This is a genomic window from Methylobacillus rhizosphaerae (assembly GCF_900187985.1).
Classification (GTDB): Bacteria; Pseudomonadota; Gammaproteobacteria; order Burkholderiales; family Methylophilaceae; genus Methylobacillus; species Methylobacillus rhizosphaerae.
The window spans coordinates 1-25253 of the sequence record NZ_FZOA01000010.1; the positions used below are offsets into that span (position 1 = coordinate 1).

A 25253-nucleotide genomic window follows, 5' to 3' on the forward strand; every position below is an offset into this window, starting at 1 on the left:
AAGCGCAGTAATGCGTTAAGCTAACCGATACTAATTGCTCGTGAGGCTTGATCCTATAACCTTGAAACTTGAATCAAGGTATTTTTAAAGCAGCAATCAAAATACCATCTTTACTTCTTCTGTTTGTTGAAGACGAATTTGCGATAGCAAATTCCATCAGACATCAGTGAATGTACCTCGTACACGCACTACCGGTTATGTCTGGCGGCCATAGCGAATTGGACCCACCCCTTCCCATCTCGAACAGGGACGTGAAACGATTCTGCGCCAATGATAGTATGCACCTCGCATGCGAAAGTAGGTCACCGCCAGGCTTTTATTTAACATCCAGATTTTCTGGGTGATAACGAGAGCCCTCTGTAAGAGGGCTTTTGTTTTTGTGTTATCAGTATCTGGTTGCTATAATAGCGGCCTTGGGGATGGGCGTTGAGCCCATTTTTTATTTGTGGAATCAGGCAATAAGGTTTGCTATGCAGGATTTGAACGCATTGTTGGAGAAGTCCTTGAACCAGCTGGGGTATGAGTTGGTTGAGATGGAGCTGGCCAATCGTGGCAAGATGATTCGTTTATTTATTGATAAGCCGGAAGGCATCAATATTGATGACTGTGTATTAGTAAGTAATCACCTGAGCAATCTGTTGGCTGTCGAACATGATATAGATTATGACAGGCTGGAAGTATCATCTCCTGGTCTGGATAGGGTATTGAGAAAAGAGTCGGATTTTGTGCGATTCGTCGGAGAGCGTGCTCTGGTGAAGTTGCGTTCGCCGATTGAGGGACGAAAGAATTTTTTAGGCATATTGCGTGGCGTGGATCAGGATCATCTTGTCATTGAATGCGAGGGCGTTGAGCAACGGATAGCGCTTTCCAGTATTGATAAAGCCAGATTGTCCCCTGAGTTCTAAACACCAATTTTTTGGCGGAGATTGAATATGAGTCGCGAAATATTATTATTGGTCGATGCACTGGCCCATGAGAAGAATGTGGCCAAAACCGTTATTTTTACAGCCTTGGAATTGGCGCTGGCCTCTGCTACCAAGAAGCGTTTTACTGAAGATGCTGATGTGCGTGTAGAAATTAACCGTGATAATGGTGAGTACAGTTCTTTTCGTCGTTGGCAAATTGTTGAAGCTGATATGCTGGAAAACCCAGGTGCCGAGGTTGCTGCAGATGATGCACGTGCGGAAGGCCTGGCAATTGGTGAATATATTGAAGAGCCGCTGGAGTCTGTAGAGTTTGGTCGGATCGGCGCTCAAGCGGCTAAGCAGGTTATCTTGCAGAAAGTGCGTGAGGCTGAGAGAGAGCAAATTCTGGATGACTTCCTTGCCCGTAAAGAGCACTTGGTCACTGGTGTGATCAAGCGTATGGAAAAAGGCAATGCGATTATCGAAGTAGGTCGCCTTGAATCCATGTTGCCACGTGAGCAAATGATTCCGAAGGAAAATCTGCGCGTGGGTGATCGGGTGCGGGCTTATCTTTCTCGGATTGAACGAGGTGGTCGCGGTCCTCAGTTGATTCTGTCACGTATTGCGCCTGAATTCCTGATCAAGTTATTTGAGTTGGAAGTACCTGAAATTGATGAGGGCCTGCTGGAAATCCGATCAGCAGCGCGTGATCCTGGTTTGCGTTCAAAAATTGCAGTGAAGTCCAACGATCAGCGTCTTGACCCGGTTGGTACCTGTGTTGGTATGCGTGGTTCACGCGTGCAGGCGGTTACTGGTGAGCTGGCAGGTGAGAGAGTGGACATTGTGTTGTGGTCAATGGAACCTGCTCAGTTTGTCATTAATGCGATGGCTCCAGCGGAAGTATCCGGCATTGTCGTGGATGAAGATGCTCACAGTATGGATGTGATTGTTGATGAGGAGCAGTTGGCACAGGCAATTGGTCGGAGTGGCCAGAATGTACGTCTTGCTTCGGAACTGACTGGCTGGACATTGAATATCCTGACCGAAGAAGAAGCTGCGAAGAAGAGCGAAGAAGAGCACAGCAGCACTTTGCAGTTGTTTGTTGATAAGTTGGATGTGGATGAAGAAGTTGCGGAGATTCTCGTCCAAGAGGGTTTTAGCACGCTTGAAGAAATTGCTTATGTTCCGTTGGTGGAAATGAGTGAGATTGAAGTTTTTGACGAAGATACCATCAGCGAATTGCGCAAGCGTGCACGTGCCGCATTGCTGACAGAGGCTATTGCCAAGGAAGAGAAGGTTGGTGAGGCGTCTGAAGATCTGCTGCGTATGGATGGTATGGATGAAGTAACAGCACGTACCCTGGCTAATAAGGGAGTGTCAACAATGGACGATCTTGCCGATTTGGCAGTAGATGACCTGGTTGAGTTGACTGGAATGGATGTTGAGCGCGCGAAACAATTGATCATGACTGCTCGCGCACCATGGTTTGCCTAAGTTTGAGTTAGGCTGGCGTAGCTAGAGAAATGCACTGATTGACAGTGCAAATGAAAGAGACTGGAGTAGCAGAATGGGACAATCGAGCGTAGCACAGTTTGCCAATGAATTAGGGCTGCCGGCTGAACTGCTTCTGGAGCAATTAAGAGGAGCAGGTGTCAGCAAAACTGCTCATGATGACACGCTTACGGAGCAGGACAAAACGTCATTGCTGGAATACTTACGCAAGGAACATGGTGCGCAAGAGCCTAAGAATAAAATTACGCTAACTCGTAAGCAAGTGACTGAAATCAAGAAGTCTGATAGCAGTGGCAAGGCGCGCACCATACAAGTTGAGGTGCGTAAGAAGCGTGTTTTAGTGCGCCGTGATCCTGCACAGGAAGCTATTGCTGAAGAAGAGGTTGTTGCTCCAGTTGATGAAGAGCAGATTATAGAGGCTGTTGTTGAGCCTGAGGTTGAGTCGGAACCTGTTGCAGTGGTGGAGCCTGAGCCTGTTGTTGACACGACGCCTGTGCCTGAACCAGTGGTCGAAGAAACGGTAGCGGCAGTAGAGCCCGAGCCTGTACCTGAGCCAGTGGTTGAGACTGTCACTGCTGAGGCAGAGCCGCAAGCTCCGGTAGAGCCAGAGGCTGAGAAAGCAGTTGAGCCCGCACGTAAGTTGACAGCAAAAGAGCTGTTGGGTGTGGAAGAGCTTGCATTGCGAGAGCGTGAAGCAAAGCGGCAAGCAGCTTTGATGGCGATTCAGGCTGAGGAACTGCGCAAGAAACAGGAATTGGCTCAGCGTCGCCAGGAAGAAGCTAAGCGTGCTGCTGAGGCAGCGGCAAATAAGCTGTCAGAAGGTACTTTGCATAAGCCAGCTGCAAAAGAAGCCCCCAAGACTGAAGACAAGGGTGCGAAAAAATCCGGTAAGGGTAGTGCGGGCGCAAAAGAGTGGAATGACGGTGGCAACAAGAAGCGCGGTGGTGTAAAGGCGCGTGGTGAGGCTGGATCAGCTACCCAGGGATGGCGTGCACATAAGGGAAAATCCAAGTCCAAGGATAATGAATCCCAGCAGCATGCATTCACTGCGCCGACAGAGCCTATTGTGCATGATGTACTTGTGCCTGAAACCATTACTGTGGGGGATCTTGCTCACAAAATGGCGGTCAAGGCGAGTGAAGTAATCAAAGCACTGATGAAGATGGGCATGATGGTGACGATCAATCAGGTGCTTGATCAGGAAACTGCGATCATCATTGTGGAAGAAATGGGCCACAATGCTAAGGCAGCGGCTTCTAATGATCCGGAAACCTTCCTGGATGAAGCTGAGCATGCAGAGGCAGTGCAGGAAGCGCGTCCGCCAGTAGTGACTGTCATGGGCCACGTTGATCATGGTAAGACTTCCCTGCTGGATTACATTCGTCGCAGTCGTGTGGCTTCTGGTGAAGCAGGCGGCATTACTCAGCATATTGGTGCTTACCATGTGGAAACTCCACGCGGCATGGTGACTTTCCTGGATACTCCTGGTCACGAAGCATTTACTGCGATGCGTGCACGTGGTGCAAAGGCAACGGATGTTGTGATTCTGGTAGTGGCTGCAGATGATGGTGTCATGCCGCAAACGATCGAGGCCGTACACCATGCCAAGGCGGCCGGCGTGCCGTTGGTTGTGGCAGTGAATAAGATTGATAAGGCCGAAGCTAATCCGGAACGCGTGAAGCAGGAGTTGGTGAGTCACGAAGTTGTCCCCGAAGATTGGGGTGGTGACACCATGTTTGTCGAAGTGTCCGCCAAGACTGGTCTGGGTATCGATAACCTGCTGGAAGCAGTACTGCTACAAGCGGAAGTGTTGGAGCTGAAAGCGCCAAAGAATACCCCGGCCAAGGGGCTCGTCATCGAAGGACGTTTGGACAAGGGCCGTGGCCCTGTATCCACTATTCTGGTTCAATCCGGTACGCTCAAACGTGGCGACATGATTCTGGCTGGTAGTGCTTATGGTCGTGTGCGTGCGATGCTGGATGAAAGTGGCAATGACGTGAAAGAGGCGGGACCATCCATCCCGGTAGAAATTCTGGGCCTATCCGATGTGCCTAACTCCGGCGAAGAAGTCATTGTGCTGAATGATGAGCGCAAGGCGCGTGAAATTGCCCTGTTCCGTCAAGGTAAATTCCGTGATGTGAAGCTGGCGAAACAGCAAGCAGCCAAGTTGGAAAACATGTTTGAACAGATGGGTGAGGGAGAGGTCAAAGTGCTGCCTCTGATCATCAAGTCAGACGTACAGGGCTCTTACGAAGCGCTGGCGACATCGCTACAGAAATTGTCCACTGATGAAGTCAAGGTCAACATCATTCATACCGGTGTTGGTGCGATTACGGAATCTGACGTCAACCTTGCTGCGGCGTCTAAGACGGTGATTATAGGTTTCAACGTGCGTGCTGATGCGGGCGCGCGCAAGCTGATGGATAGTTCTGGTGTGGATGTGCGCTATTACACCATCATCTACGAAGCAGTGGATGAAGTGAAGGCGGCATTGGGCGGTATGTTGTCACCAGAGCAGAAGGAAAACGTGATCGGCACCGTGGAAATCCGTGAGGTATTCCGTATTTCCAAGGTCGGTTCGGTTGCTGGTTGTTACGTGCAGGATGGTGTTATCCGTCGTAACTCCAAGATTCGCCTGATCCGTGACAATGTCGTGATTCATACTGGCGAACTGGACTCGCTGAAGCGTTTCAAGGATGACGTCAAGGAAGTGAAATCCAATTTCGAGTGCGGCCTGTCCTTGAAGAACTATAACGAAATTGAAGTAGGCGATATTCTGGAAGTATTCGAAGTCGTGGAAGTTGCGAGAACCCTATAAGTCATGGCTAAGGTATTTTCCAGAAGTGACCGTGTTGCCGAGCAGATCCAGCGAGAACTCGCTGATCTGCTGCAATTCGAAGTCAAGGACCCCCGTGTTTCCATGGTGACAGTGACCGAGGTCGAAGTCAGTGGTGATATGGCGCATGCCAAAATTTACTATACGGCACCGCAAGGTACGCCGGAGTTGCAGAAGGGGCTGGAAAAATCTGCAGGTTTCCTGCGTAGTCAGCTCGCAAAGCGATTGTTGCTCAGGACTGTGCCGCAACTTCACTTCAATTACGACGCTTCTATTGATCATGGTATGCATATCGCCAAGCTGATTGACGAGGTTTTGCCTCCAGTCGAACCAGAGCAAGACGAACCTTCCAACTGATAACAACGGTAAGCTGTGCAATTCAGAAGAATCAAGCGCAATATCGACGGTGTGCTGCTGCTGGACAAACCGCTCGGTATTTCCTCCAACCAGGCATTACAGATCGTCAAGCGTCTCTACCAGGCAGCCAAGGCTGGCCATACTGGCAGCCTTGACCCATTAGCAAGCGGCTTATTGCCCATTTGCCTGGGCGAAGCTACCAAATTTTCCCATTTCTTGCTGGATGCTGATAAGAGCTACCGGGCACTAGTGACCTTGGGCAGCACGACCACGACAGGCGATGCCGAGGGCGAAGTGCTGGAGCGCTCACCTGTCAACACGACGCAATCTGAGCTGGAAGTTGCACTGACGAAAATGGTCGGCGATATCTTGCAAGTTCCTCCCATGTATTCTGCATTGAAACATGGTGGCAAAGCACTGTATGAGTATGCGCGTGATGGTGTGGAGATTGCTCGTGAACCCAGGCCAGTGACCATACATGCCATTACGCTGGAGCGGTTCGATGGCCAGCAGTTCGAGATGGTGGTTTCATGTAGCAAAGGTACCTACATACGGACGCTGGCTGAAGACATTGGCAAGCTGCTGGGATGTGGTGCTCATCTTGGTGGTTTGCGGCGTCTGACAACAGCGCATTTTAATCTGCAGGATGCAGTGACGATTGAGCAACTTGACCAGATGTCGCTGGAACAGCGTGATGCAACTCTGCTCGGGGCGGATGCAGCGATTGAGGACTTGCCTCAAGTGAGCATTGACGATGATAGTGCCTTTTATTTATTGCGCGGCCAGGAAGTATGGAAATCAGGTTTGAGTATTGAGGGGTTATTTAGGCTTTACTCTGAACAAGGTGCTTTTCTTGGGATTGGAGAGCAAACCTCCCGTGGTTCGATTGCCCCCAAACGTCTGCTTCGGCAGGCAGGCTGATAGCAGCAGTACTCCTGTCTCAGGAAAGCATGAAAGATGCCCCTGGGACAGACGGACGATAAACAGTATGACAATACTACTTTATTGAATTTATATATAAATAGAGTTATAATTCCGCGTTGATTGTAAGAAGAATGCTCTGGCGGGCTTGATGTAACCTGCATTTGCATTGACGCAAAACACATCTCACATATACAGGATTAAGTTATGGCAATTACAGTTCAAGAAACAGCAAAGATTGTTGCTGATTTTCAACAAGCTCCAAATGATACAGGTAGCCCAGAAGTTCAAGTTGCACTTCTCAGTGCCCGCATTACCTATTTAACTGAGCATTTCAAAAGCAATGCCAAGGATCACCACTCACGTCGTGGTCTTCTCAAGCTGGTAAGTCAGCGCCGTAAGTTGCTTGACTATCTCAAGCGCAAGAATGCTGATCGTTATCGTACATTGATCGAGCGCTTGGGTCTGCGTAAGTAATATCGCGCACTTGTGAACTCATAAGATAAGCCGAAAGCAGGGCGGAGACGCAATGCTTATCGGCTTATTTTTTTATTAAAGGACAATTATTGTGACGGCAATCAAGAAAACGATTACCTACGGTCAGCATGAACTGACCCTCGAAACCGGAGAAATTGCACGCCAGGCCGATGGTGCAGTCATGGTGAGCTATGGCGATACTGTCGTGTTGGTCACTGTGGTGGGCAAGCGCGAAGTCAAGCCAGGCCAGGATTTCTTTCCACTGACTGTTGACTATCAAGAGCGTACCTACGCTGCTGGTAAGATTCCAGGTGGATTTTTCAAGCGTGAAGGTCGTCCTTCAGAAAAGGAAACACTGACTTCCCGCCTGATCGACCGTCCATTGCGTCCACTGTTTCCGGAAGCCTTCCTGAATGAAGTGCAAATCGTTGCAACCGTTATTTCGTCGGACAGTGAAATCGATTCAGATATTCCAGCGATTATTGGTGCTTCCGCTGCGTTGGCCGTTTCGGGTATTCCATTCTATGGTCCGATTGGTGCTGCGCGTGTTGGCTATATCAATGGCGAATATGTGCTCAATCCGACTGCCTCTCAGCTGAAGGAAACTCAGTTGGACCTGGTCGTCGCGGCGACTGACAGCGCTGTGTTGATGGTAGAGTCCGAAGCCAAGGAACTGCCGGAAGATGTAATGCTGGGTTCTGTAGTTTACGGCCATGAGCAAATGCAGGCTGTGATCAACGCGATCAACGAGATGGCTGCCGAAGTTGGCAATGAGCCATGGGACTGGACACCGCCAGAAGAAAATACAGCCTTGATCGAAAAAGTCACGGCTGCTGCTGGTGAAGACATTAATGCGGCTTACCAAATCAAGTCCAAAGGTGCACGTTCTACCAAGCTGGATGAAGTGAAGAGTCGTGTGCTGGCTGAATTGGTCACCGAAGAAACTTCCAGTGATGAAGTCGGTGAAATCAAGACAATTCTACACAATCTGGAAGCCAAGATTGTACGTAGCCAGATCCTGAATGGCGAGCCACGTATTGATGGTCGCGATACGCGCACTGTGCGTCCTATCACGATCCGTACTGGCGTACTGCCACGCACTCATGGTTCAGCATTGTTCACCCGTGGTGAAACACAAGCCCTGGTGGTCGCCACTCTGGGGACGGGTCGCGATGAGCAGATCATTGATGCGCTGCAAGGTGAATACACAGATCGCTTCATGTTGCATTACAACATGCCTCCATACGCCACTGGCGAAACTGGTCGTGTTGGCACACCAAAGCGTCGTGAAATTGGTCATGGCCGTCTGGCTAAACGTGCGTTGCTGGCGGTATTGCCAAGCAAGGAAGAATTTGGCTATACCATCCGTGTTGTCTCCGAAATCACTGAATCCAACGGCTCCAGCTCCATGGCATCTGTTTGCGGTGGCTGTCTGTCATTGCAGGATGCAGGTGTTCCTGTAAAGGCACAAGTGGCTGGTATTGCCATGGGCCTGATTAAGGAAGGCAATCGTGTTGCTGTGTTGACTGATATCCTGGGTGATGAAGATCATCTGGGTGATATGGACTTCAAGGTGGCAGGTACTGAGTCTGGTATTACTGCACTGCAAATGGACATCAAGATTACCGGTATTACTGCGGAAATCATGAAAGTGGCATTGTCCCAAGCCAAGGAAGGTCGTATCCACATCCTTGGTTTGATGAAGGAGGCTATGGGAGAAGCTCGTCAGGAGCTGTCCGCATTTGCACCGCGTATTATCACCATGAAGATCAATCCAGAGAAAATCCGTGATGTGATCGGCAAGGGTGGAGCGGTTATCCGTGCACTGACTGAAGAAACTGGCACGACCATTGATATCGAAGAAGATGGCACGATCAAGATCGGTTGCACCAGCGCAGAAGCAGGTGAAGAAGCCAAGAAGCGCATCGAAGCAATTACTGCTGAAGTGGAAGTTGGGCAAGTGTATGAGGGTACTGTCCTCAAGTTATTGGATTTTGGCGCTATTGTTTCACTGCTGCCAGGCAAGGATGGTTTGCTGCATATCTCGCAAATTGCCCATCAGCGCGTGAATGCAGTGGCTGATTTCCTCAAGGAAGGCCAGGTAGTCAAGGTCAAGGTGCTGGAGGTGGACGATAAGGGTCGTGTACGCCTGAGTGCCAAGGCATTGATAGAGCCTCCTGCGGCAGAAGAGAAGGCCGAAGAAGCCCCTGCTGTTGACCAGCCGGATGCTTGATCGCTAGCTAGCAAGTAAAAAAGGCCGGTTTGATAACCGGCCTTTTTATTTAAGCAAAATTTGAGGTTGCTGGGTTGTTCAGCAGATAAGCAATAGCGCGCTATCTTGACGGTAGCGTACTATTGCGAATGAATGCGTTATTTGGCAACCTGTTTTTCGCGGATTTCGTCCAGGGTCTTGCAGTCTATGCATAGTGTTGCAGTAGGGCGGGCTTCCAGCCGTTTCAGGCCGATTTCCACGCCGCAACCATTGCAATAGCCATAGTCACCTGCGTCGATATTGGCAAGCGTTTCGTCAATCTTCTTGATCAGTTTGCGTTCGCGATCGCGATTACGCAACTCAAGTGCCATGTCGGATTCCTGACTAGCCCTGTCATTGGGGTCAGCAAACATGGTGACTTCATCCTGCATGGTATGTACCGTGCGATCAATGTCATGACTCAGCTCCGCTTTCCAGTCATTCAAAATCTTCCGGAAATGATCCAGCTGCTTTTTATTCATGTATTCCTCATCAGCCTTGGGCTGGTAAGGAACAAATTGTCTTGTAATTGCTTCAGCCATGTGCGCCTTAAAAGTTAACTTTTTATTAACAGAAAAATAAAGCAAGCGCAAGTGTACACTGAATGGCGCAGTGATGCAAAAGCCTGTATCAGTCTGTGCCTAGAACCAGTCCAGACTCGCGTAATTCCAACGCTTTCAGCGTGTTCTGCATCAAGGTGGCGACAGTCATCGGGCCCACACCGCCAGGTACTGGTGTTATCCAGGCTGCGCGTTCGCTGGCAGCTGCGAATTCGACATCTCCACACAGGCTGCCATCTGCCATACGGTTGATACCGATATCGATCACGACAGCTCCCGGCTTAATCCAGTCACCTTTGACGAGATGAGGTTTGCCTGCTGCTGCAACCACAATATCTGCACGTTCAATATTCGCTTTTAAATCCTTGGTATGGCGATGACAGCTGGTCACTGTACATCCTGCAAGCAATAGCTCCAATGCCATGGGGCGGCCAACATGGTTGGATACGCCAACGACCACGGCATCCATGCCCAGCAGTTTGATGCCTGTGGATTGCAGGAGCTTGATGACGCCATAGGGAGTACAGGAACGTAATGTCGGTTGGCGTACAGCCAGCCTGCCTATATTGTATGGATGGAAGCCATCCACATCCTTGGATGCGCTGATGGATTCAATGATTTTCTTTTCTTCTATATGTGCGGGTACTGGAGACTGTACAAGAATGCCATCTACCTCATCATTGGCATTCAGTTCATTGATTAATGCCAGTAGCTCCGCTTCGGTAGTCGTGCTTGGCAGGTTGTATGCCAGCGAGCGGATGCCGGTTTTCTCACAGGCCAGTCTTTTATTGCGTACATAAATCGTAGAGGCGGGATCTTCGCCAAGCAGAACCACTGCCAAGGAGGGGGCGCGTAGCCCATTCTGTAACCGCTTGTCTACTAATGACTTTGTCTCAGAGAGCGTAACTTCAGCAATAGATTTTCCGTTGATGATTTGGGCAGTCATGACATCTTGTTTCGAAAATAATGCGATATTTTAGCAGAAATCGTTTGACCTTCATTCGGGACTACGCTATATTTCTGCCTCTCGGGGTGTAGCGTAGCCTGGTAGCGCGCCTGGTTTGGGACCAGGATGTCGGGAGTTCGAATCTCTCCACCCCGACCAAATTTTAATGTTGATTGTCCGACAATCTGCCCGTAGCTCAACCGGATAGAGCACCAGCCTTCTAAGCTGGGGGTTACAGGTTCGATTCCTGTCGGGCAGGCCATTAATATCAATCACCGGATGCATAGTTCGGTTTCAGCGGTGGCTGTAGCTCAGTTGGTAGAGCCCTGGATTGTGATTCCAGTTGTCGTGGGTTCGAGCCCCATCAGCCACCCCATCATATCCTCTTGTATCAAGATAAATATATGCTTATAGTATGCGCTAGTTGTGCATGCTTTCCATCTAATGGCCATGCGCAATATTTGCATGTTTGATGAGCTGAAAGGCTGTGAGTGCATTCATGGTATGTGCTGATCGCCATTCACCGGTCAGGGGAGGCCGGGTAATATCAAATTTGCAATGGTGCTTTAGCAGTAGGCTTTATTCCTGAAAAAATACACTTGAAAGTGAGCGGTTTGCGCTTTCCAAGTGAATAATACGAAATTGGGAGGAGTCATGGGTCATGATGACCATGGGGATCTGCTTGGTGCAAGTTTGCCGATGCAAACGCTGCGTATACAAATTGCGCAGTTTTCCAACGCACCGTTTTCCGTGTTAATTGAAGGGGAATCAGGTAGCGGCAAGGATCTGGTTGCCAGGTACCTGCATCACTCCAGCCAGCGTTCCGCTTTTCCCTTTCTCTCTCTTAATTGTGCTGCCATTCCCCCCGGCCTTGCCGAGTCTATATTGTTCGGTCATGGCAAAGGCGCGTTCACTGGTGCTGTTAATACACGTAGTGGTTACTTTGCGGAAGCAGGTCATGGCACCCTGTTTCTGGATGAAGTAGGTGAGCTGACACCGGCGCTACAGGCAAAATTGTTACATGTGTTGGAAAATGGCGAATACCAGCGTATCGGGGAAACCCAGGCCCGACGCAGTCATGCACGTATTATTGCAGCGACAAACCGTGACTTGCGCAAAGAGGTACGGGAGGGCCGATTTCGTATTGACCTTTATCATCGGTTAAGTGTGTTTTCTATTCTGGTGCCGCCCTTGCGTGATTTGGGTCAGGACAGGAATTTGCTGCTGCAGCATTTCAAGGTTTTGTATGCGAAAGAAGCCGGGCAACGTCCCTTTGATCTGGATGAGCAGGCCAACCAGCGTTGGATGGATTACTGCTTCCCTGGCAATGTGCGTGAATTACGCAATATTATCATCCGCCTGACTGCCAAATATGCCGGTCAGACCGTGACCGAAGCACAGTTGAATGCCGAGCTTGACCTGATGCATACCGGTATGGAAGAAGTGGCAAGCCATGCCATGGACCTGCCCGTAGGGGCCAATGTAAAAACGATGACAGGGTTGGCACGCAAGCATTTGCAGGTACACACCCATGTCAACCTCAACCAGATTCTCAAGGCCTGGGAGTCGGCTTACGTTGATGCGGCCATGAACATGACTCATGGTAATCAAACCCAGGCAGCCCGATTGTTGGGTGTTAATCGTACTACCTTGTACAGCCGTATGCAGTTGCAGCAAAGTTATAAGGGTGAATAAGTAGTGTGAGTGTACACACATCCTGCCTGGAGCATCCGCGATTCACGGGAGTGATGGGATAGCCTGATGCCTGGCTCCGGTTAGAGATGGTGAAATAAAACAAGAAAATTGTATATCAGTCGGGGAGGTGGATTTTGTCAATCGCAATGACAAGAGTTGCCGGGATGTTGATTATGCCAGCCATATTCGGCCTGGCAGGATGCGTTCATCAACCTGCGGTGACTCCTTCCGATGGTCATATCGACGAGTCGCGGTTTCCGCACCAGGTACCGGATACAGTAATTCCCAGGCCGGTCAAAAGTAGTCATTACCTTCCTCCTCCCAGACCCAGGCTCAAGGAGCCGACATACAGTCTCGTAGTCAATGATGTGCCGGTCAAGGATATCCTGTTTGCATTGGCGCGTGAAAGTCAGCTGAATGTTGATATCCATCCTGCCATTCAGGGGAGAGCTACCCTGAATGCCATAGACCAGACATTACCTGCCATATTGCAACGCCTGGCGCAGCAAGTAGACCTGACATACCGCGTAGATGGCAACGTATTAAGCATTACGCCAGACTTGCCAGTATTGCGGAATTACAAAGTGGATTACGTCAATATGTCACGGGATACGACAGGATTTATTGGCGTGGCGGCAGAGATCGCCAGTACCGGGCGTAGCGCCTCCACCACAAGCAGTGCAGGCGGCAACGCTGCAGCGGGTAATGCGACAATAACTGGCGTGGGTGTGGCGAACAGCTCGCGGACAGCAGTGAACAGTATTGCTGCCAATCATTTCTGGGACACATTGATCCGGAACCTGAAAGACCTGCTGGCGGAAACGGACAAAGAAGTGATGATCGCCAGAACTGTCAGTCCGGTACAGACCGTGGATGTAATGACTGAAAATGAGACAGGGGATGGCGGCGATGAGCCTGCAGTTGCGCAAACAAGGACACCGGCTGGAGCGGCAGACAGGGAGCAGACACGTGCGGAATATAAGACTCTGTTCGCTGCGACTGTGATTGCCAGCCCGGAAACAGGCGTGATCAGTATACGCGCTACCAACCGCCAGCACGAAAAAGTGCAGGAGTTTCTTGATCAGGTCATGAGCAGTGCCAGAAAGCAGGTGCTGATTGAAGCATCCATTGTCGAAGTGACGTTGAATGATACTTACCAGGCCGGTATTGATTGGCGCCGGCTTGGTAACGGTTTCAACATGACCAATGCTTTGGGGTTGAGTGATGTACTGAGGCCTGCTGGTGTGGCGGGTGCTGCAGGTAGTGAAGTTCCTTTCAGTATCGGTTATGCCAGTACCAACAGCGACCTCAGTTTCAGTTTGAGGCTGCTGCAACAGTTTGGCGATACCAAGGTGCTTTCCAGCCCTAAATTGATGGTCCTGAACAATCAAACGGCAGTCCTCAAGGTTGTGGATAACCTGGTGTATTTCACGATCCAGTCACAGGTGTCACAAGGGTTGGGACAGGGCGCTACCAATCTCCAGTCAATTACGACCACGCCCAATACCGTACCCGTAGGGATGGTGATGAGCGTCACGCCTCAAATCAATGACGACGGGCAAGTCAATATCAACGTGCGGCCTACCATTTCCAGAGTCTTGAGTTATATCGATGATCCCAATCCACAATTGATTGCGGGCGGCACGCGTATCGTCAGCCGGATTCCGCAGATCCAGGTACGTGAGTTTGAGTCGATGCTGCGAGTGAATAGCGGCGATACCGCAGTACTGGGCGGGTTGATGCAGGACAACATACAAAACGCTTCGGACAATGTGCCCGGTATTTCCAGGATTCCCTTGCTGGGCAAGCTGTTTACTGCGCGCAGCAACTTCAATGTCAAGACCGAACTGGTGATCTTCATGCGGCCTGTTGTTATTCAGCATGCCAGCCTGGAAAGTGGGGAGTTGGGCGCTTATAAGCAATATCTACCGGCCCAACAATTACAGAGACTGATTGATGAGACCGTTCATTAATACATTGCAATCAGAAAAAACCGTGAGGCGCCGGCTACTGGCTGAGGGTGATGGATTGAGGATGCCTGAAATGGATGGAAGGCCGGTATCAACGGATGTACCTCAGCCCAACAGCAGCCAGTCTCGGCACGCTGATATGAATGTTAGTACGCAGGCCGTGGCAGGCCGCCCTCGGAAGCGGAACGGCGGATGGTCGCCAACGGCACAATGGATGACGTTGCTGGCTCTGCTTTTGTCAGGCATGGGAGGCGTAGTGTGGTATGTCATGACGCTGATACAGCCTGTCATGGCGCAAGCCAGAAATCAGCCGATCAATATGCCGGCAGCTGTAGGCGCTGGCAGTGTCAACGCTGGGGAGTCGATGATTGCAACGGCAAGTGCCATGGAGGATGTGCCGGAATCACCTTTGCTGGCGGATACATTATCTGTCATGGCGGTATTCACGCCAGAGCAGGAGGTACCACCAGTGCTGGAAGCTGTGCCCACAGAGGAGGAGTCCCTGCCGCAACAGCAGACGCCGAATACCACCTCCAGCCTGTCCGCAAGTCATCATATAGTGCTGAGTCGTGGGCACGCGGCAGAGAATCAATGGGTGCAGACAGCATATGCCGCGTTCAACCGGGGAGAGATGCAGGAAGCGGAGCAGGCCTACCTCCAAGCAGCACAGGCGGATGCGCGCAACGTGGATGCCTTATTGGGCATGGCGGTGATTGCCGTGCATCAGGGGCGTGATCAGGAAGCTGTCAGTTGGTATGAAAAAGTGCTGGCAGTCGAACCACGTCATAGTGAGGCGCAATCTGCCTTGCTGGAGTTGCATGCGCAACTTGAGTCAGGTCTTAGTGAGTCAGCACTGAAAAGTCTGGTCAGTCAGCAGCCGGATGCGGCATACGTGCATGCAGCACTAGGGTATTTCTATGCCGTACGGAAGCAATGGGTATTGGCGCAACAGGCATATTTCCGCGCATATCAGCTGGAAGCAGGCAATCCTGAGCATGTATTCAACCTGGCGGTCAGCCTGGATCAGATGGGAAAGCAGGCGATTGCCCTGGAATATTACCAACAGGCACAAGGTCTATTGGCGAACCAGTCATCAGGCGCGATAGATCAAATACAACTGGCTGCCAGGATACGGCAGCTTCAATAGTTGTTGTTTTCTTGGAGGACGTGCATGGAAGCTCAACGTCACACTCTCCACCTGGGAGATTTTATGGTGCAACAGGGCCTAATCAGCCCCGATCAACTGCGCATTGCACTCATTGAGCAGGAACATAGCCGGATGCCGCTGGGCAAGCAGCTGGTGCAGCTGGGTTTTGTCATGGAGTCTGTTGTACGAGACCTGATGGCGCATGCCATGGGAGAAGAGAGTATTGATCTGTCCGCAGTCGTAGCGGATGCGGAGGCAATCGCTCTGGTCCAGGAGAGTGTTGCACGTCGCTATCATGTGTTGCCCGTGGCATTTGATACGACACAACGCTTACTCACGGTGGCCGTATCCGATATGTTCAATGTCGTGGCCATGGATCAGTTGCGTGCCGCGATCGGAGCGCATATACAGGTCAAAGCCGTGCTGGCGGCAGAAACCCAGTTAGAGGAATACATAGACCAGTTTTACGGCTATGAACTGTCCGTGGATGGTATTTTGCGTGAAATAGAAACTGGTGAAATTGACTACCAGAGCCTGCAAGCCTCAGGAAACGAATATACGCATCCTGTAGTGCGACTAGTCGGGGCCTTGCTTATGGATGCTGTCAAGCGGGGCGCTTCGGATATCCATTTTGAACCGGAGTCGGCTTTTCTGCGCATCCGGTATCGCATCGATGGTGTTCTGCAGCAAATCCGTAGCCTGCATAACACCTATTGGCCCGGGATTGCAGTGCGGCTCAAGGTGATCAGCGGCATGGACATTGCCGAGACGCGTGCGCCGCAGGATGGACGCCTGAATATGAATCTCGGGGGGCGGCCAATCGATTTTCGCGTTGCGAGCCATCCCATGATACACGGTGAAAATATCGTACTGCGTGTACTGGATCGTGAAAAATCGATTATCCCGCTTGAACGGATGAGTTTGCGCGGCAATGCGCTGAACGAACTCAAACTCATGATGACGCGCCCGGAAGGCATCCTGATCGTGACCGGGCCAACGGGGAGTGGCAAGACCACAACCCTGTATTCATTGCTGTCTTTCCAGAACAGCGAGGCGGTGAATATCATGACGCTGGAAGACCCGGTGGAGTATCCGGTTGCCATGATGCGCCAGACCTCGGTGGCCGAGGTCAATAAAGTAGATTTTGCCAATGGTATTCGCTCCATCATGCGCCAGGACCCAGACATTATCCTGGTGGGGGAAATCCGGGATGCGGATACGGCAACGATGGCGTTCCGTGCAGCGATGACTGGGCATCAGGTATTCAGCACCCTGCATACCAACTCTGCGCTTGGCACCTTTTCCCGCTTGCTGGATATTGGTATTTCGCCTGACATCATGGCAGGCAATATCATAGGCGTTGTGGCGCAACGCCTGGTGCGCGTCCTGTGCAGACATTGCAAAGAGGCATATACCGCTGACGAGGATGAGCAGCGCCTGCTTGCAACATCTGGCGTTGAAACCACGTTATATCGTGCGACAGGGTGTCCGCGCTGTAATTTCACGGGTTATCGGGGGCGGATGGCGATTATGGAGCTGTTACGTATCGATAGTGCGATGGATGCCTTGATCGCCCGCCGCGCGCATGTTGAGGAAATGCGCGACCTGGCCATGGCGCAGGGGTTTTCCACCATGGCGGAAGATGGTGTGCAGCGTGTCCTGGAAGGCGTCACCAGCCTGGCAGAAGTGATGCGGGTGATTGACCTGACGAGCCGGGTGCGATAAACGCAATGCCAACCTATATCTACAAGGCGATGGATCAGGCGGGCAAATCTGCGCGGGGGCAGATTGAGGCGCTGAACGATGTGGACCTGGAGTTGCGGCTGAAGCGTATTGGCCTGGACCTGGTCACCTTCCGGCCAGCTGCCATGCATACTTACTTTTTCCGTCGCCATCGTGTCAGCCTGCAGGAGTTGGCAATGTTCTGTTTCCAGATGGAACAGCTGACAGCTGCCGGCGTCCCTTTACTGGCCGGGCTGATGGATGTGCGCAGCAGTACGTCCAATCCACATTTCCAGGCCGTGATTGGCGCGCTGGTGACATCGGTGGAAGGGGGAAAGCTGCTGTCACAGGCGCTAGCGGAGTATCCGCATATATTTAATCGCGTGTTTGTCAGCCTGGTTCGCGCAGGGGAGCAGACCGGACACATTCCTGAGATATTCCAGCACCTGACGTCCACTCTGAAATGGCAGGATGAACTGATGGCGCACACCAAAAAGCTGCTGGCCTATCCATTATTTGTGCTGGTGGTGGTATTGGGGGCAACGGTATTCCTCATGGCGTACCTGGTGCCGCAGATGGTGACGTTTCTGGGCAATATGGGACAGGAGCTCCCGCTGCAGACTCGCATGATCATTGCCATCTCGCATGCAGTAGTCAATTACTGGTGGCTGATGATAGCTATTCCCGCAGTGCTGGTACTGCTGCTGATTGCAGCCATGGGCTTCAGTCCACAAATGCGTTATCGCGTTGACTGGGTCAAGCTGCATTTGCCAGTGACAGGCAATATTCTCAACAAAATCATATTGGCACGCTTTTCGCGCTATTTCGCCTTGATGTACCAGACAGGTATCCCGGTGTTGGACGGTATACGGCATTGTGAAGGAGTGGTGGGCAATCATGTGATTGCTGAGGCCCTGAACCAGGCATGGCAGCAGATCAGCGCAGGTACCAGCATGAGTGACAGTTTCCGCAATGTGGCGCTTTTTCCGCCGCTGGTGGTGCGCATGATACGGGTGGGTGAGCAGACCGGTGGGTTGGACCGGGCATTGCTGAATATCAGTTATTTTTATGACCGTGACGTCAATGAGTCGATAGAAAAGATGCTGAATATGATAGAGCCAGTGCTTACTGTCGTGCTGGGTGTCATTCTTGCCTTCATCATGTTTGCTGTGCTGGGGCCGGTGTACGACGCATTTGGCCAGTTGGGGATATGACATTGATGTTCGACAAACTCATATTGTGTGTCAGTCATCATCAATTGATTGCTGGTCGATGGTGGTTGGGGCAGTGGCGCCACCATGAAATTTTTCCAGATGACAGGCTAGGGCATGCCGCATTTGCCGAGTTCCTGCAGCGCTATCAACATGCAACCGTATATCTGGTCATCGATGCGCGGGAGGAGGATTTCCATATTGAGGTGATGCCGCATGTGAGATGGCGCGCGCAGCAGGCAATGCTGCAGCGCAAACTCGATCATGTATACCGTGGCAGCATGTTCCGGGCGGCATACTTCCTTGCACGCGAGCGTGATAAACGCCGTGATGACCAGTTCCTGTTCAATGCACTGACCAATACTGGTTTTCTGCAACCCTGGCTGGAGATCGTGGAGGCTTGCCAGGCGCAGTTGATCGGTGCTTATACCTTGCCCATGCTGAGTCAGCGCCTGTTGCAGAAATGTGGATATCGCTCAGGGGAGATGCTACTGAGCGAGCAACTTTCCTCCGGCCTGCGGCAAAGCTATCTATCCCAGGGGCAACTGCGTATCAGCCGACAGCTGCCTCTTGCCAGCGAGCATCACGAGGAACTGGCGCAGTTCCACCTGAAGGAAATAGAGAAGGCGCGCCTGTATTTATTGAGCCAGCGCCTGATTGCGCAGGAAACACCTTTGCAGGTATTGATGTTGACGTCAGCGCCGGACGCCAAGCAGCTTGCAGAGTATCTCAGGCAGGAGCAGGGCCTGGAATGCATGGTCATGAACCCGTCACAGCTGGCGTCATGCATCGGGCTGGCCTGCAAGCAGGTACAGCAGGTGCCGGAACTGTTGCATATGCATATGCTCGCGCGCGGCAACGCCCCGGATAATCTTGCGCCAGCAGTTCTAACCAGGCATTACAAGCTGGAAACATGGCGCAAGCGCCTGATGGCGGCTTCACTGGTGATGGTACTGCTCGGGTTGTCACTGGTAATGTGCTACCTGATGCAAATAAGGGAAGAAGCGCACCAGCTTGAAACCGTCATGGCAGAGGTACGGCAGCAGGAACAACAATATGGCGAAATAACCAGTCATTTTCCTGCCACGCCTGTTCCGGGAGCCGATTTGCGTACGGCCGTGCATGTGCATGAACGCATCAAGCAATATGAGGCTGATCCTGGCCAGATGCTGCGTGTGATTAGCCAGGGACTTGAGGGTTTGTCTGCCATCCAACTGGAGCGGGTAAGCTGGGTGATGAGCACTGATCAGGCGCTGAATGATACGGAGCGGATTGCAGACCAGGCTGCAAGTGGAACAGTGGTGTACAACATTGGTTTTGTCAGCGGTGAAGTGAAGGGGTTCGCCGGGGATTATCGTGCTGCTCTGGACACGGTACAACGTTTTGCGGCGCAACTTCGGAAAGATATCGCGACTCTTGATGTTGCTATTATCGAGCACCCGGTGAATGTGAGCTCTTACTCCGGTTTGAATGGCAACACTATGAGCGAGCATGCAATGCAGCGTGAAAAAGCAGCTTTCAAGCTCAAGCTGGTATTAACACCGGAGTCGCCATGACCAAGCTGACACCAGCCACTCGACGGCTACTCCTGCCCATGATTATCCTGATTATTGTCATGATGTCGGTGCTGGCATTGCTTGCGTATGTCTGGTCTTGTCGTGAGATGGTGAGACAGGAAAGACAGCAGCAGGAAGCCAGATTGAAGCAGGCGCAGCTGCGCCTAAAGTCGTCAGGGCAGGAGCGGGAAGACATCACGCGCTATCTTCCTGTGTATCAGCAGCTGATTCAACAGGGGTTCATTGGTGAGGAACGCCGGATGGCCTGGGTTGATGCTTTGCGCGACATTCAGCAGACACATCAGTTATTTGACATACAGTACAGCATAGGGCCGCAGGCAAGTTATTCCCCGGCATTCATTGCCAATATTGCGCCTTTCCATCTATACCGCTCAACCATGAAGCTGGAAGTGCCATTGCTGCATGAAGGAGATTTACTGGTGTTGCTGGAAAGTCTGCCGACTGCAGCGACAGCTCCTTTCCTGTTGCGGGAGTGCACCATTGTCCGGATCAGTGGCGGGGTGTCTGATACATTGGCACCCACTGCCAACGCAATATGTGAAATGGACTGGCTGACATTGCGTGAAATAAGCGCGGGGAAAACATCATGAAATATGCCTTATTGGGATTGTTTTTCGTGATGCAGCAGGGGCAGGCAGCAGAGGTCACAGGGCGTCTTTTTACTTCACCTGCTGAACGGGAACACCTGGAATACTTGCGGCATAACCCGGAGCCGCCAGTGCTGGCACAACCAGTGGAGCATGAGGTAGGGCATCATCTTGAAAAAATAGCTGTGCCTGAAAAGCAAGCAAGTATCAGTATCCAGGGGATGTTGCAGTGCAGCGATGGTCGCAAGGGGACGGTATGGGTGAATGGCAAGCCATTACGGGAAGGTGGTAGCGGCTCCCATGTGCAGGTCGGGACTCTCCAGCCAGGCGATCATCATGTGCCATTGACCATATTGGGCACGGGCCAATATCTTCAGCTCAAGCCCGGCGAGGTATACGACCTGGAAACCGGCGCCATGACAGGACATGACGTACATGTGCATAAGACGGTCCCCTAGGTTGCCATGTATCAAGGATGCAGGGATGGCACCATGTAGCCTGACTCGTCAACGTGGTGCGGCCATGTTGCTGATGATGTTCATCATCGGCCTGGCAGTGACAGCTTATATCGTGCAGTCATACGATACCGCCAGGCTGAAGGCAGAACGGGAAGAAAGAACAAGCCGGGTGCTGGCGGAAGCCAAGACCGCGTTGATGGCATGGTCGGTGACTCACTCTGAGTTCCCAGGCGTGATGCCTTACCCGGACCGAGGTAACGAAGGATATGATGACGGTGGTAGTGACTGTTTCAGCTCAAACAGGAACTTCAATCGCGCATTCCTGATCGGCATGCTGCCCATCGTCGATTCCAGGGATAACAATTGCACAGCCTCATTGCGCAAGGGGGTGAGTGTCAAATTGCAGCTGGCCAGCGCGGATATGCGTGGCAAGTATGGTGGCAGGCTGTGGTATGCCGTCTCTAGGAACCTGGTGCATAACTATGCATTCGCTCCCTCAGCCCTGGATGCAGACGCTTATCCCAATGCTGCGCCCATCATCAATGCCGGTATGTTGTTGGCTGCAGATTTTCACGACCCGCCATATTGGCGTAGGAAAAGCGAGCTGGATAACGTCATTGGCACCACGCCTTATCCGTGGTTGAAAGTGATAGATGGCAATGGACAGCTCATCTCGGACCGGGTGGCGGCCGTGATTATGGCGGCTGGCTTACCTGTCGCCGGGCAGAACCGGTCAGCCAATGCGCCAGAAACAGCCGCCTATCTGGATGGCATGCAGATCAATGGCGTTATGCATTCCAATGCCGATTATCAGGTGGATGATGAGGACTTCATCCAGGCCTCGGCAACAGCGACTTTCAATGATCGCCTGGTGTATATCACTATTGATGAATTGATGGCAGCGGTCGAGACCCGGGTTGGCCGGGAAGCAGCCCGGCGAGACTTTTCTGCTGAAATGGTGCGTTGTACCCTGCAAGGCTGCCAGAGTCGTTTCCGGGCAGTGCTGACCTGGCAAAGCGCGGGCAACGCCGTGGTCACGCCTGCCGGTGATCCCGACGTAAGCCATTACAGCGACATGAGCACGGCAAGAGCGTTTGACTGCGTCTGGCGCATTCACCATGTATTGAAGTGTGAAACGATTGAGCCGGATGCCAGCGGTTATCACCTGGATCTGCAAACGCCCATGGCGGCATATCCCTTCAACACCAGGCGATTCACTTTGGCAGATAGCAGCGTGATCCGGGTCTACGATCAGGCAGGCCATGAGCAAGGCACCATCAGGCCAGCTCCCGGCAGCCTGATGACCGTCGCCAACGAGCAGACTATGGTACGGCCATCAACGTGGCCAGCCTGGTACTTTACCCAGAAATGGCATGAGTATGGCTATGCCATTGCGGAAGAGTTTGATGCCGTGACAGGCGTAGCGCAGTGTACAGCGGATTGCCTGGTGCTGCATCTTGCAAACGGTGCCCAGGTGACGGCGATCAGGCAACTCGTATTTGTCCGGGGGTTATCTCAGCTGGGCATATTCAACCTTCCGGATGGCATGAGCGCGGGTAACCAGTTTCCAGACATCAGCGCCAGCGAAGGAGCATCAGCATGGAAACCATGATGACACATGTGGCAGAACAGAAGGAGCAAGGCTTTTCACTGGTGGAAATGACGATTGTATTGGTCATTCTTGGGTTTATCCTCTCCGCACTGATCATGCCGGTGATAGCACAAAGGGAGGCCAGCCTGTCACGCCAGACAGAACATCAACTGGAAATCGCGCAGAAATCCCTGGTCGGATTTGCCCAGGCGCACGGACGGCTACCTTGCCCGGCTACCGAAACCAGTGGTGGTTTTGAAGTGCCAGCGGGGGGCGGAATATGTGATGTAAGTGCACGCTTACTACCGTCTGCCACTCTGGCATTGCAGTCACTAAACAGCATGGGGCAATTGCCGGATGGATGGGGCAACCCCATTTACTACAAAGTGGATCAGGGTAGCCGTGGAGGCAGCCCATCACCTGATTTCACTACAGGTACAGAAATCTCTCAGGTCGGGATATCCAATCTGAAGCCCGCCATCATGGTATGTGCCAGCAGCGCCAGCTGCAGCGCAACCAACTACCTGATCAACAATGCCGTGGCAGTTATCTATTCACTGGGCAGCACAGGTGCCCGGGTCAGGGCAGGGGAAGCCGCCGCCGGCGCAGATGAAATGGCCAACCTTGATGATGATTATGTATTTGTCAGCCACGACATCCGCACCAATGATCCCAATGGCAGTTTCCACCACACCCTGACCTGGATATCTCCTTATGTGCTTTACCATGCGATGATAGAAGCTGGGCGATTGCCTTAGTTGTCTGGCTTGGCTGCCGATCATTTCAGTAAGTCACTGTCTCTCTTGTAAGTAGCCAGGTTTACTCAAGTTCAATTACGCACTGCACTTTTATTTCGCCAGTAAATCATTAAGCACTGCGTGCAAACTCCCACGACGAAAATTGCGAACCAGACTAGCAATGTGTGCAATACCACTGGAGCAAGGGGAGCATCCGCTAGTGGATGTGAAAGCGGTAATCGAGTCAGCGTTTCATTGGTGCCGGGAACCAGTGACAACAGGAAACTGAAAGATAGCCCGAATACAGATAGATATGGTCGCAGCCTTCCCAGGAAGGTTAATTTGCCTGCCAGGATGCCACCGAAGGCGACAAGAAGAACTACGATCCCGAAAGCATGGCCAGGGTTTAATGCACCTGTACTGGATACGCCAAAAGATGTAATGACCGATAACACCAAGCTGACGATGTACACCTTTCCGGAGTTCGTGGCCGGGTCGATTCTGCCATAGCGTATAAAGCCATAGAGGCCAGCAAAGATAGGAATCAGGCTGATAGCAGTATGGATGGCGCCTAAAGGCGAGATTGGGTGCAACATGAGAGTACCTCTTTCAAAGTGATGGAGAAAAGATGTGCTTCGTACATCTCTAATTAACCTACTAGTTGATAGGTTTAACGGGTAAAAAAAGCAGCGATACTAACGCTGCAATGAATGATTAATTTGCCAAAGTCAGTCTGTTGATTGATAGCTGGGCAAGTGTCTCAAATGCTTGCGGATCACCAAAGCCTCTGGCCGCAAGCATCGCGCCGTGAACCGAGGCCATGAACCCCCTGGCTTCAATTGCTGGACTATCTTTCAGGTGGAATTTTCCCTCGGCAACACCTTTTGCAAAGATTGATGTTAGCCAGGTTGAGAGATCTTCAAAGTGACCTTGAACTTCAGCAGCCACTTCCTCGGGAATGGTGGGCATTTCGGCAGCCAGCAGTGCACAAATGCAGAATGAAGAAGTACCGTCTTTGATGCATTTTGACCAATAATTCACATAGGCTTTGAGTGCATCCAACGGATCCGCTAATTGTTGGTTGAGCACCGCCATGCCTGCTCGTGCTTCTATACGATACCGGGCAACCACTACTCTGACCAATTCAGCTTTACTTGGGAAATGGTGGTGAATGCTAGCTTTGCTGATATGCACACGGGCAGAAATATCTGCATAACTGAAGCTGTTGTAACTACCAGCCTCAAGCAGTGACCGGGTGTGTGCAATAATTTCAGCAGCCTTTGGCGAAAGCTCTGTGTTCATAAAAGGTTCCATTAAGCCAATGAGTGAGATTGACGCATATCCCTGTTCGGGTTGGGTGCGACGTGTTTTAATCTACTAGTAGGTAGATTAACTGTCAAGCATTAAAAAATAAGAGGCTTTGGTTATTTTCTGCACAAGGTCTTTGTCATCACAGCCGCCAAAATTGAAGCAAACAGATGTGATCGCTATTTCTCAAGCTGTGGGGTATGTGCGAGCAGTGGATTTCTCAACATTGTCGGGCCGGAGCAACCCACTGCATTTGTAGTGATGGTAGTGAAGTCTTTGCAGGCCGAGTACACCAACATGGCATCTTGTGATGCATAGCCGCCTTCAAGCGGGTTGTTGTGGTGACATAAAGTGATCAAAACTACAATCCAATGAGCCCTCTCTGTTTATGCACACTGTTTATCCAGGATAATCCCTTCTTCTGACGCATGTTGAATGTAGTTTGGTTTGCTGTGCAACACTGACTACAATAGCCATTTTGAATG

Annotated in this window: 20 protein-coding genes, 3 tRNA genes, 1 rRNA gene and 1 pseudogene; 21 read left to right on the top strand and 4 right to left on the bottom strand. The window is 51.5% G+C overall.

The genetic code is table 11. The features are described from left to right. The first annotated feature begins 200 nt into the window (after positions 1–200). The 8 genes from rrf (at position 201) to pnp (ending at position 9241) form a co-directional block, all read left to right on the top strand. Positions 201–314 (top strand): 5S ribosomal RNA (rrf, locus tag CHB59_RS10710). Between the two features lie 156 nt (positions 315–470). After that, positions 471–905: a ribosome maturation factor RimP gene (rimP, locus tag CHB59_RS10715; protein WP_089376241.1), complete on the top strand. Its 435-nt coding sequence runs from the start codon at positions 471–473 to the stop codon at positions 903–905. 27 nt (positions 906–932) lie between these two features. Then, positions 933–2399, top strand: a complete 1467-nt coding sequence (gene nusA, locus CHB59_RS10720; protein ID WP_089376242.1) for a transcription termination factor NusA — start codon at positions 933–935, stop codon at positions 2397–2399. Between the two features lie 73 nt (positions 2400–2472). Next, positions 2473–5235, top strand: coding sequence for a translation initiation factor IF-2 (gene infB / locus CHB59_RS10725; RefSeq protein WP_089376243.1), 2763 nt, complete (start codon positions 2473–2475; stop codon positions 5233–5235). Between the two features lie 3 nt (positions 5236–5238). Beyond that, positions 5239–5610: a 30S ribosome-binding factor RbfA gene (gene rbfA, locus CHB59_RS10730; protein WP_089376244.1), complete on the top strand. Its 372-nt coding sequence runs from the start codon at positions 5239–5241 to the stop codon at positions 5608–5610. Between the two features lie 15 nt (positions 5611–5625). Then, positions 5626–6531 (top strand): tRNA pseudouridine(55) synthase TruB, encoded by a 906-nt coding sequence (truB, locus tag CHB59_RS10735; protein ID WP_089376245.1) that lies wholly within the window; start codon positions 5626–5628, stop codon positions 6529–6531. A gap of 207 nt (positions 6532–6738) precedes the next feature. Continuing rightward, the gene (gene rpsO, locus CHB59_RS10740) at positions 6739–7008 is read left to right on the top strand and encodes a 30S ribosomal protein S15 (RefSeq protein ID WP_015829110.1); all 270 of its coding nucleotides are present in this window, start codon (positions 6739–6741) and stop codon (positions 7006–7008) included. A gap of 91 nt (positions 7009–7099) precedes the next feature. Continuing rightward, on the top strand, positions 7100–9241 hold the full coding sequence (gene pnp / locus CHB59_RS10745) for a polyribonucleotide nucleotidyltransferase (protein ID WP_179212146.1): 2142 nt from the start codon (positions 7100–7102) through the stop codon (positions 9239–9241). A gap of 137 nt (positions 9242–9378) precedes the next feature. On the opposite strand, the gene dksA is transcribed toward pnp, so the two are convergent. Both dksA and folD read right to left on the bottom strand, forming a co-directional pair. Then, positions 9379–9801: an RNA polymerase-binding protein DksA gene (gene dksA, locus CHB59_RS10750; RefSeq protein ID WP_089376247.1), complete on the bottom strand. Its 423-nt coding sequence runs from the start codon at positions 9799–9801 to the stop codon at positions 9379–9381. A gap of 88 nt (positions 9802–9889) precedes the next feature. Further along, positions 9890–10765 (bottom strand): bifunctional methylenetetrahydrofolate dehydrogenase/methenyltetrahydrofolate cyclohydrolase FolD, encoded by an 876-nt coding sequence (folD, locus tag CHB59_RS10755; RefSeq protein ID WP_089376248.1) that lies wholly within the window; start codon positions 10763–10765, stop codon positions 9890–9892. Between the two features lie 82 nt (positions 10766–10847). On the opposite strand from folD, the gene CHB59_RS10760 reads away from it, so the two are divergent. The 13 genes and pseudogenes from CHB59_RS10760 (at position 10848) to CHB59_RS10820 (ending at position 23481) form a co-directional block, all read left to right on the top strand. After that, positions 10848–10924, top strand: a tRNA-Pro gene (locus tag CHB59_RS10760). A 26-nt stretch (positions 10925–10950) separates the two neighbouring features. Next, positions 10951–11027: transfer RNA gene (locus tag CHB59_RS10765), tRNA-Arg, on the top strand. A gap of 38 nt (positions 11028–11065) precedes the next feature. After that, positions 11066–11141 (top strand) — tRNA-His (locus CHB59_RS10770). A gap of 287 nt (positions 11142–11428) precedes the next feature. Beyond that, positions 11429–12460, top strand: a pseudogene (locus tag CHB59_RS10775) (sigma 54-interacting transcriptional regulator); the annotation flags it as partial. A 164-nt stretch (positions 12461–12624) separates the two neighbouring features. Continuing rightward, positions 12625–14433, top strand: a complete 1809-nt coding sequence (gene mshL / locus CHB59_RS10780) for a pilus (MSHA type) biogenesis protein MshL (RefSeq protein ID WP_425435878.1) — start codon at positions 12625–12627, stop codon at positions 14431–14433. A 136-nt stretch (positions 14434–14569) separates the two neighbouring features. Beyond that, entirely contained in the window at positions 14570–15577 is a 1008-nt protein-coding gene (locus CHB59_RS10785) for a tetratricopeptide repeat protein (RefSeq protein WP_143738720.1), read from the top strand. Between the two features lie 24 nt (positions 15578–15601). Beyond that, positions 15602–17302: a GspE/PulE family protein gene (locus tag CHB59_RS10790; RefSeq protein WP_089376251.1), complete on the top strand. Its 1701-nt coding sequence runs from the start codon at positions 15602–15604 to the stop codon at positions 17300–17302. Between the two features lie 5 nt (positions 17303–17307). Then, positions 17308–18513, top strand: coding sequence for a type II secretion system F family protein (locus CHB59_RS10795; protein WP_089376252.1), 1206 nt, complete (start codon positions 17308–17310; stop codon positions 18511–18513). A gap of 5 nt (positions 18514–18518) precedes the next feature. Next, positions 18519–20066 carry a hypothetical protein gene (locus CHB59_RS10800; protein ID WP_143738721.1) on the top strand — a complete coding sequence of 516 codons (1548 nt, stop codon included), beginning with the start codon at positions 18519–18521 and terminating at the stop codon, positions 20064–20066. Beyond that, entirely contained in the window at positions 20063–20677 is a 615-nt protein-coding gene (locus CHB59_RS10805; RefSeq protein ID WP_089376254.1) for a hypothetical protein, read from the top strand. Before CHB59_RS10800 ends, CHB59_RS10805 begins: the two co-directional genes overlap by 4 nt. Beyond that, positions 20674–21132, top strand: a complete 459-nt coding sequence (locus CHB59_RS10810; RefSeq protein WP_089376255.1) for a hypothetical protein — start codon at positions 20674–20676, stop codon at positions 21130–21132. The genes CHB59_RS10805 and CHB59_RS10810 overlap by 4 nt, the downstream gene beginning before the upstream one ends. 25 nt (positions 21133–21157) lie before the next feature. Further along, on the top strand, positions 21158–22744 hold the full coding sequence (locus tag CHB59_RS10815) for a hypothetical protein (RefSeq protein WP_089376256.1): 1587 nt from the start codon (positions 21158–21160) through the stop codon (positions 22742–22744). After that, positions 22732–23481: a type II secretion system protein gene (locus CHB59_RS10820; RefSeq protein ID WP_245835124.1), complete on the top strand. Its 750-nt coding sequence runs from the start codon at positions 22732–22734 to the stop codon at positions 23479–23481. Before CHB59_RS10815 ends, CHB59_RS10820 begins: the two co-directional genes overlap by 13 nt. Positions 23482–23552: 71 nt before the next feature. On the opposite strand, the gene CHB59_RS10825 is transcribed toward CHB59_RS10820, so the two are convergent. Continuing rightward, positions 23553–24056, bottom strand: a complete 504-nt coding sequence (locus CHB59_RS10825; RefSeq protein ID WP_089376257.1) for a hypothetical protein — start codon at positions 24054–24056, stop codon at positions 23553–23555. A gap of 118 nt (positions 24057–24174) precedes the next feature. Beyond that, the gene (locus tag CHB59_RS10830) at positions 24175–24762 is read right to left on the bottom strand and encodes a TetR/AcrR family transcriptional regulator (protein WP_089376258.1); all 588 of its coding nucleotides are present in this window, start codon (positions 24760–24762) and stop codon (positions 24175–24177) included. Between the last annotated feature and the right edge of the window lie 491 nt (positions 24763–25253).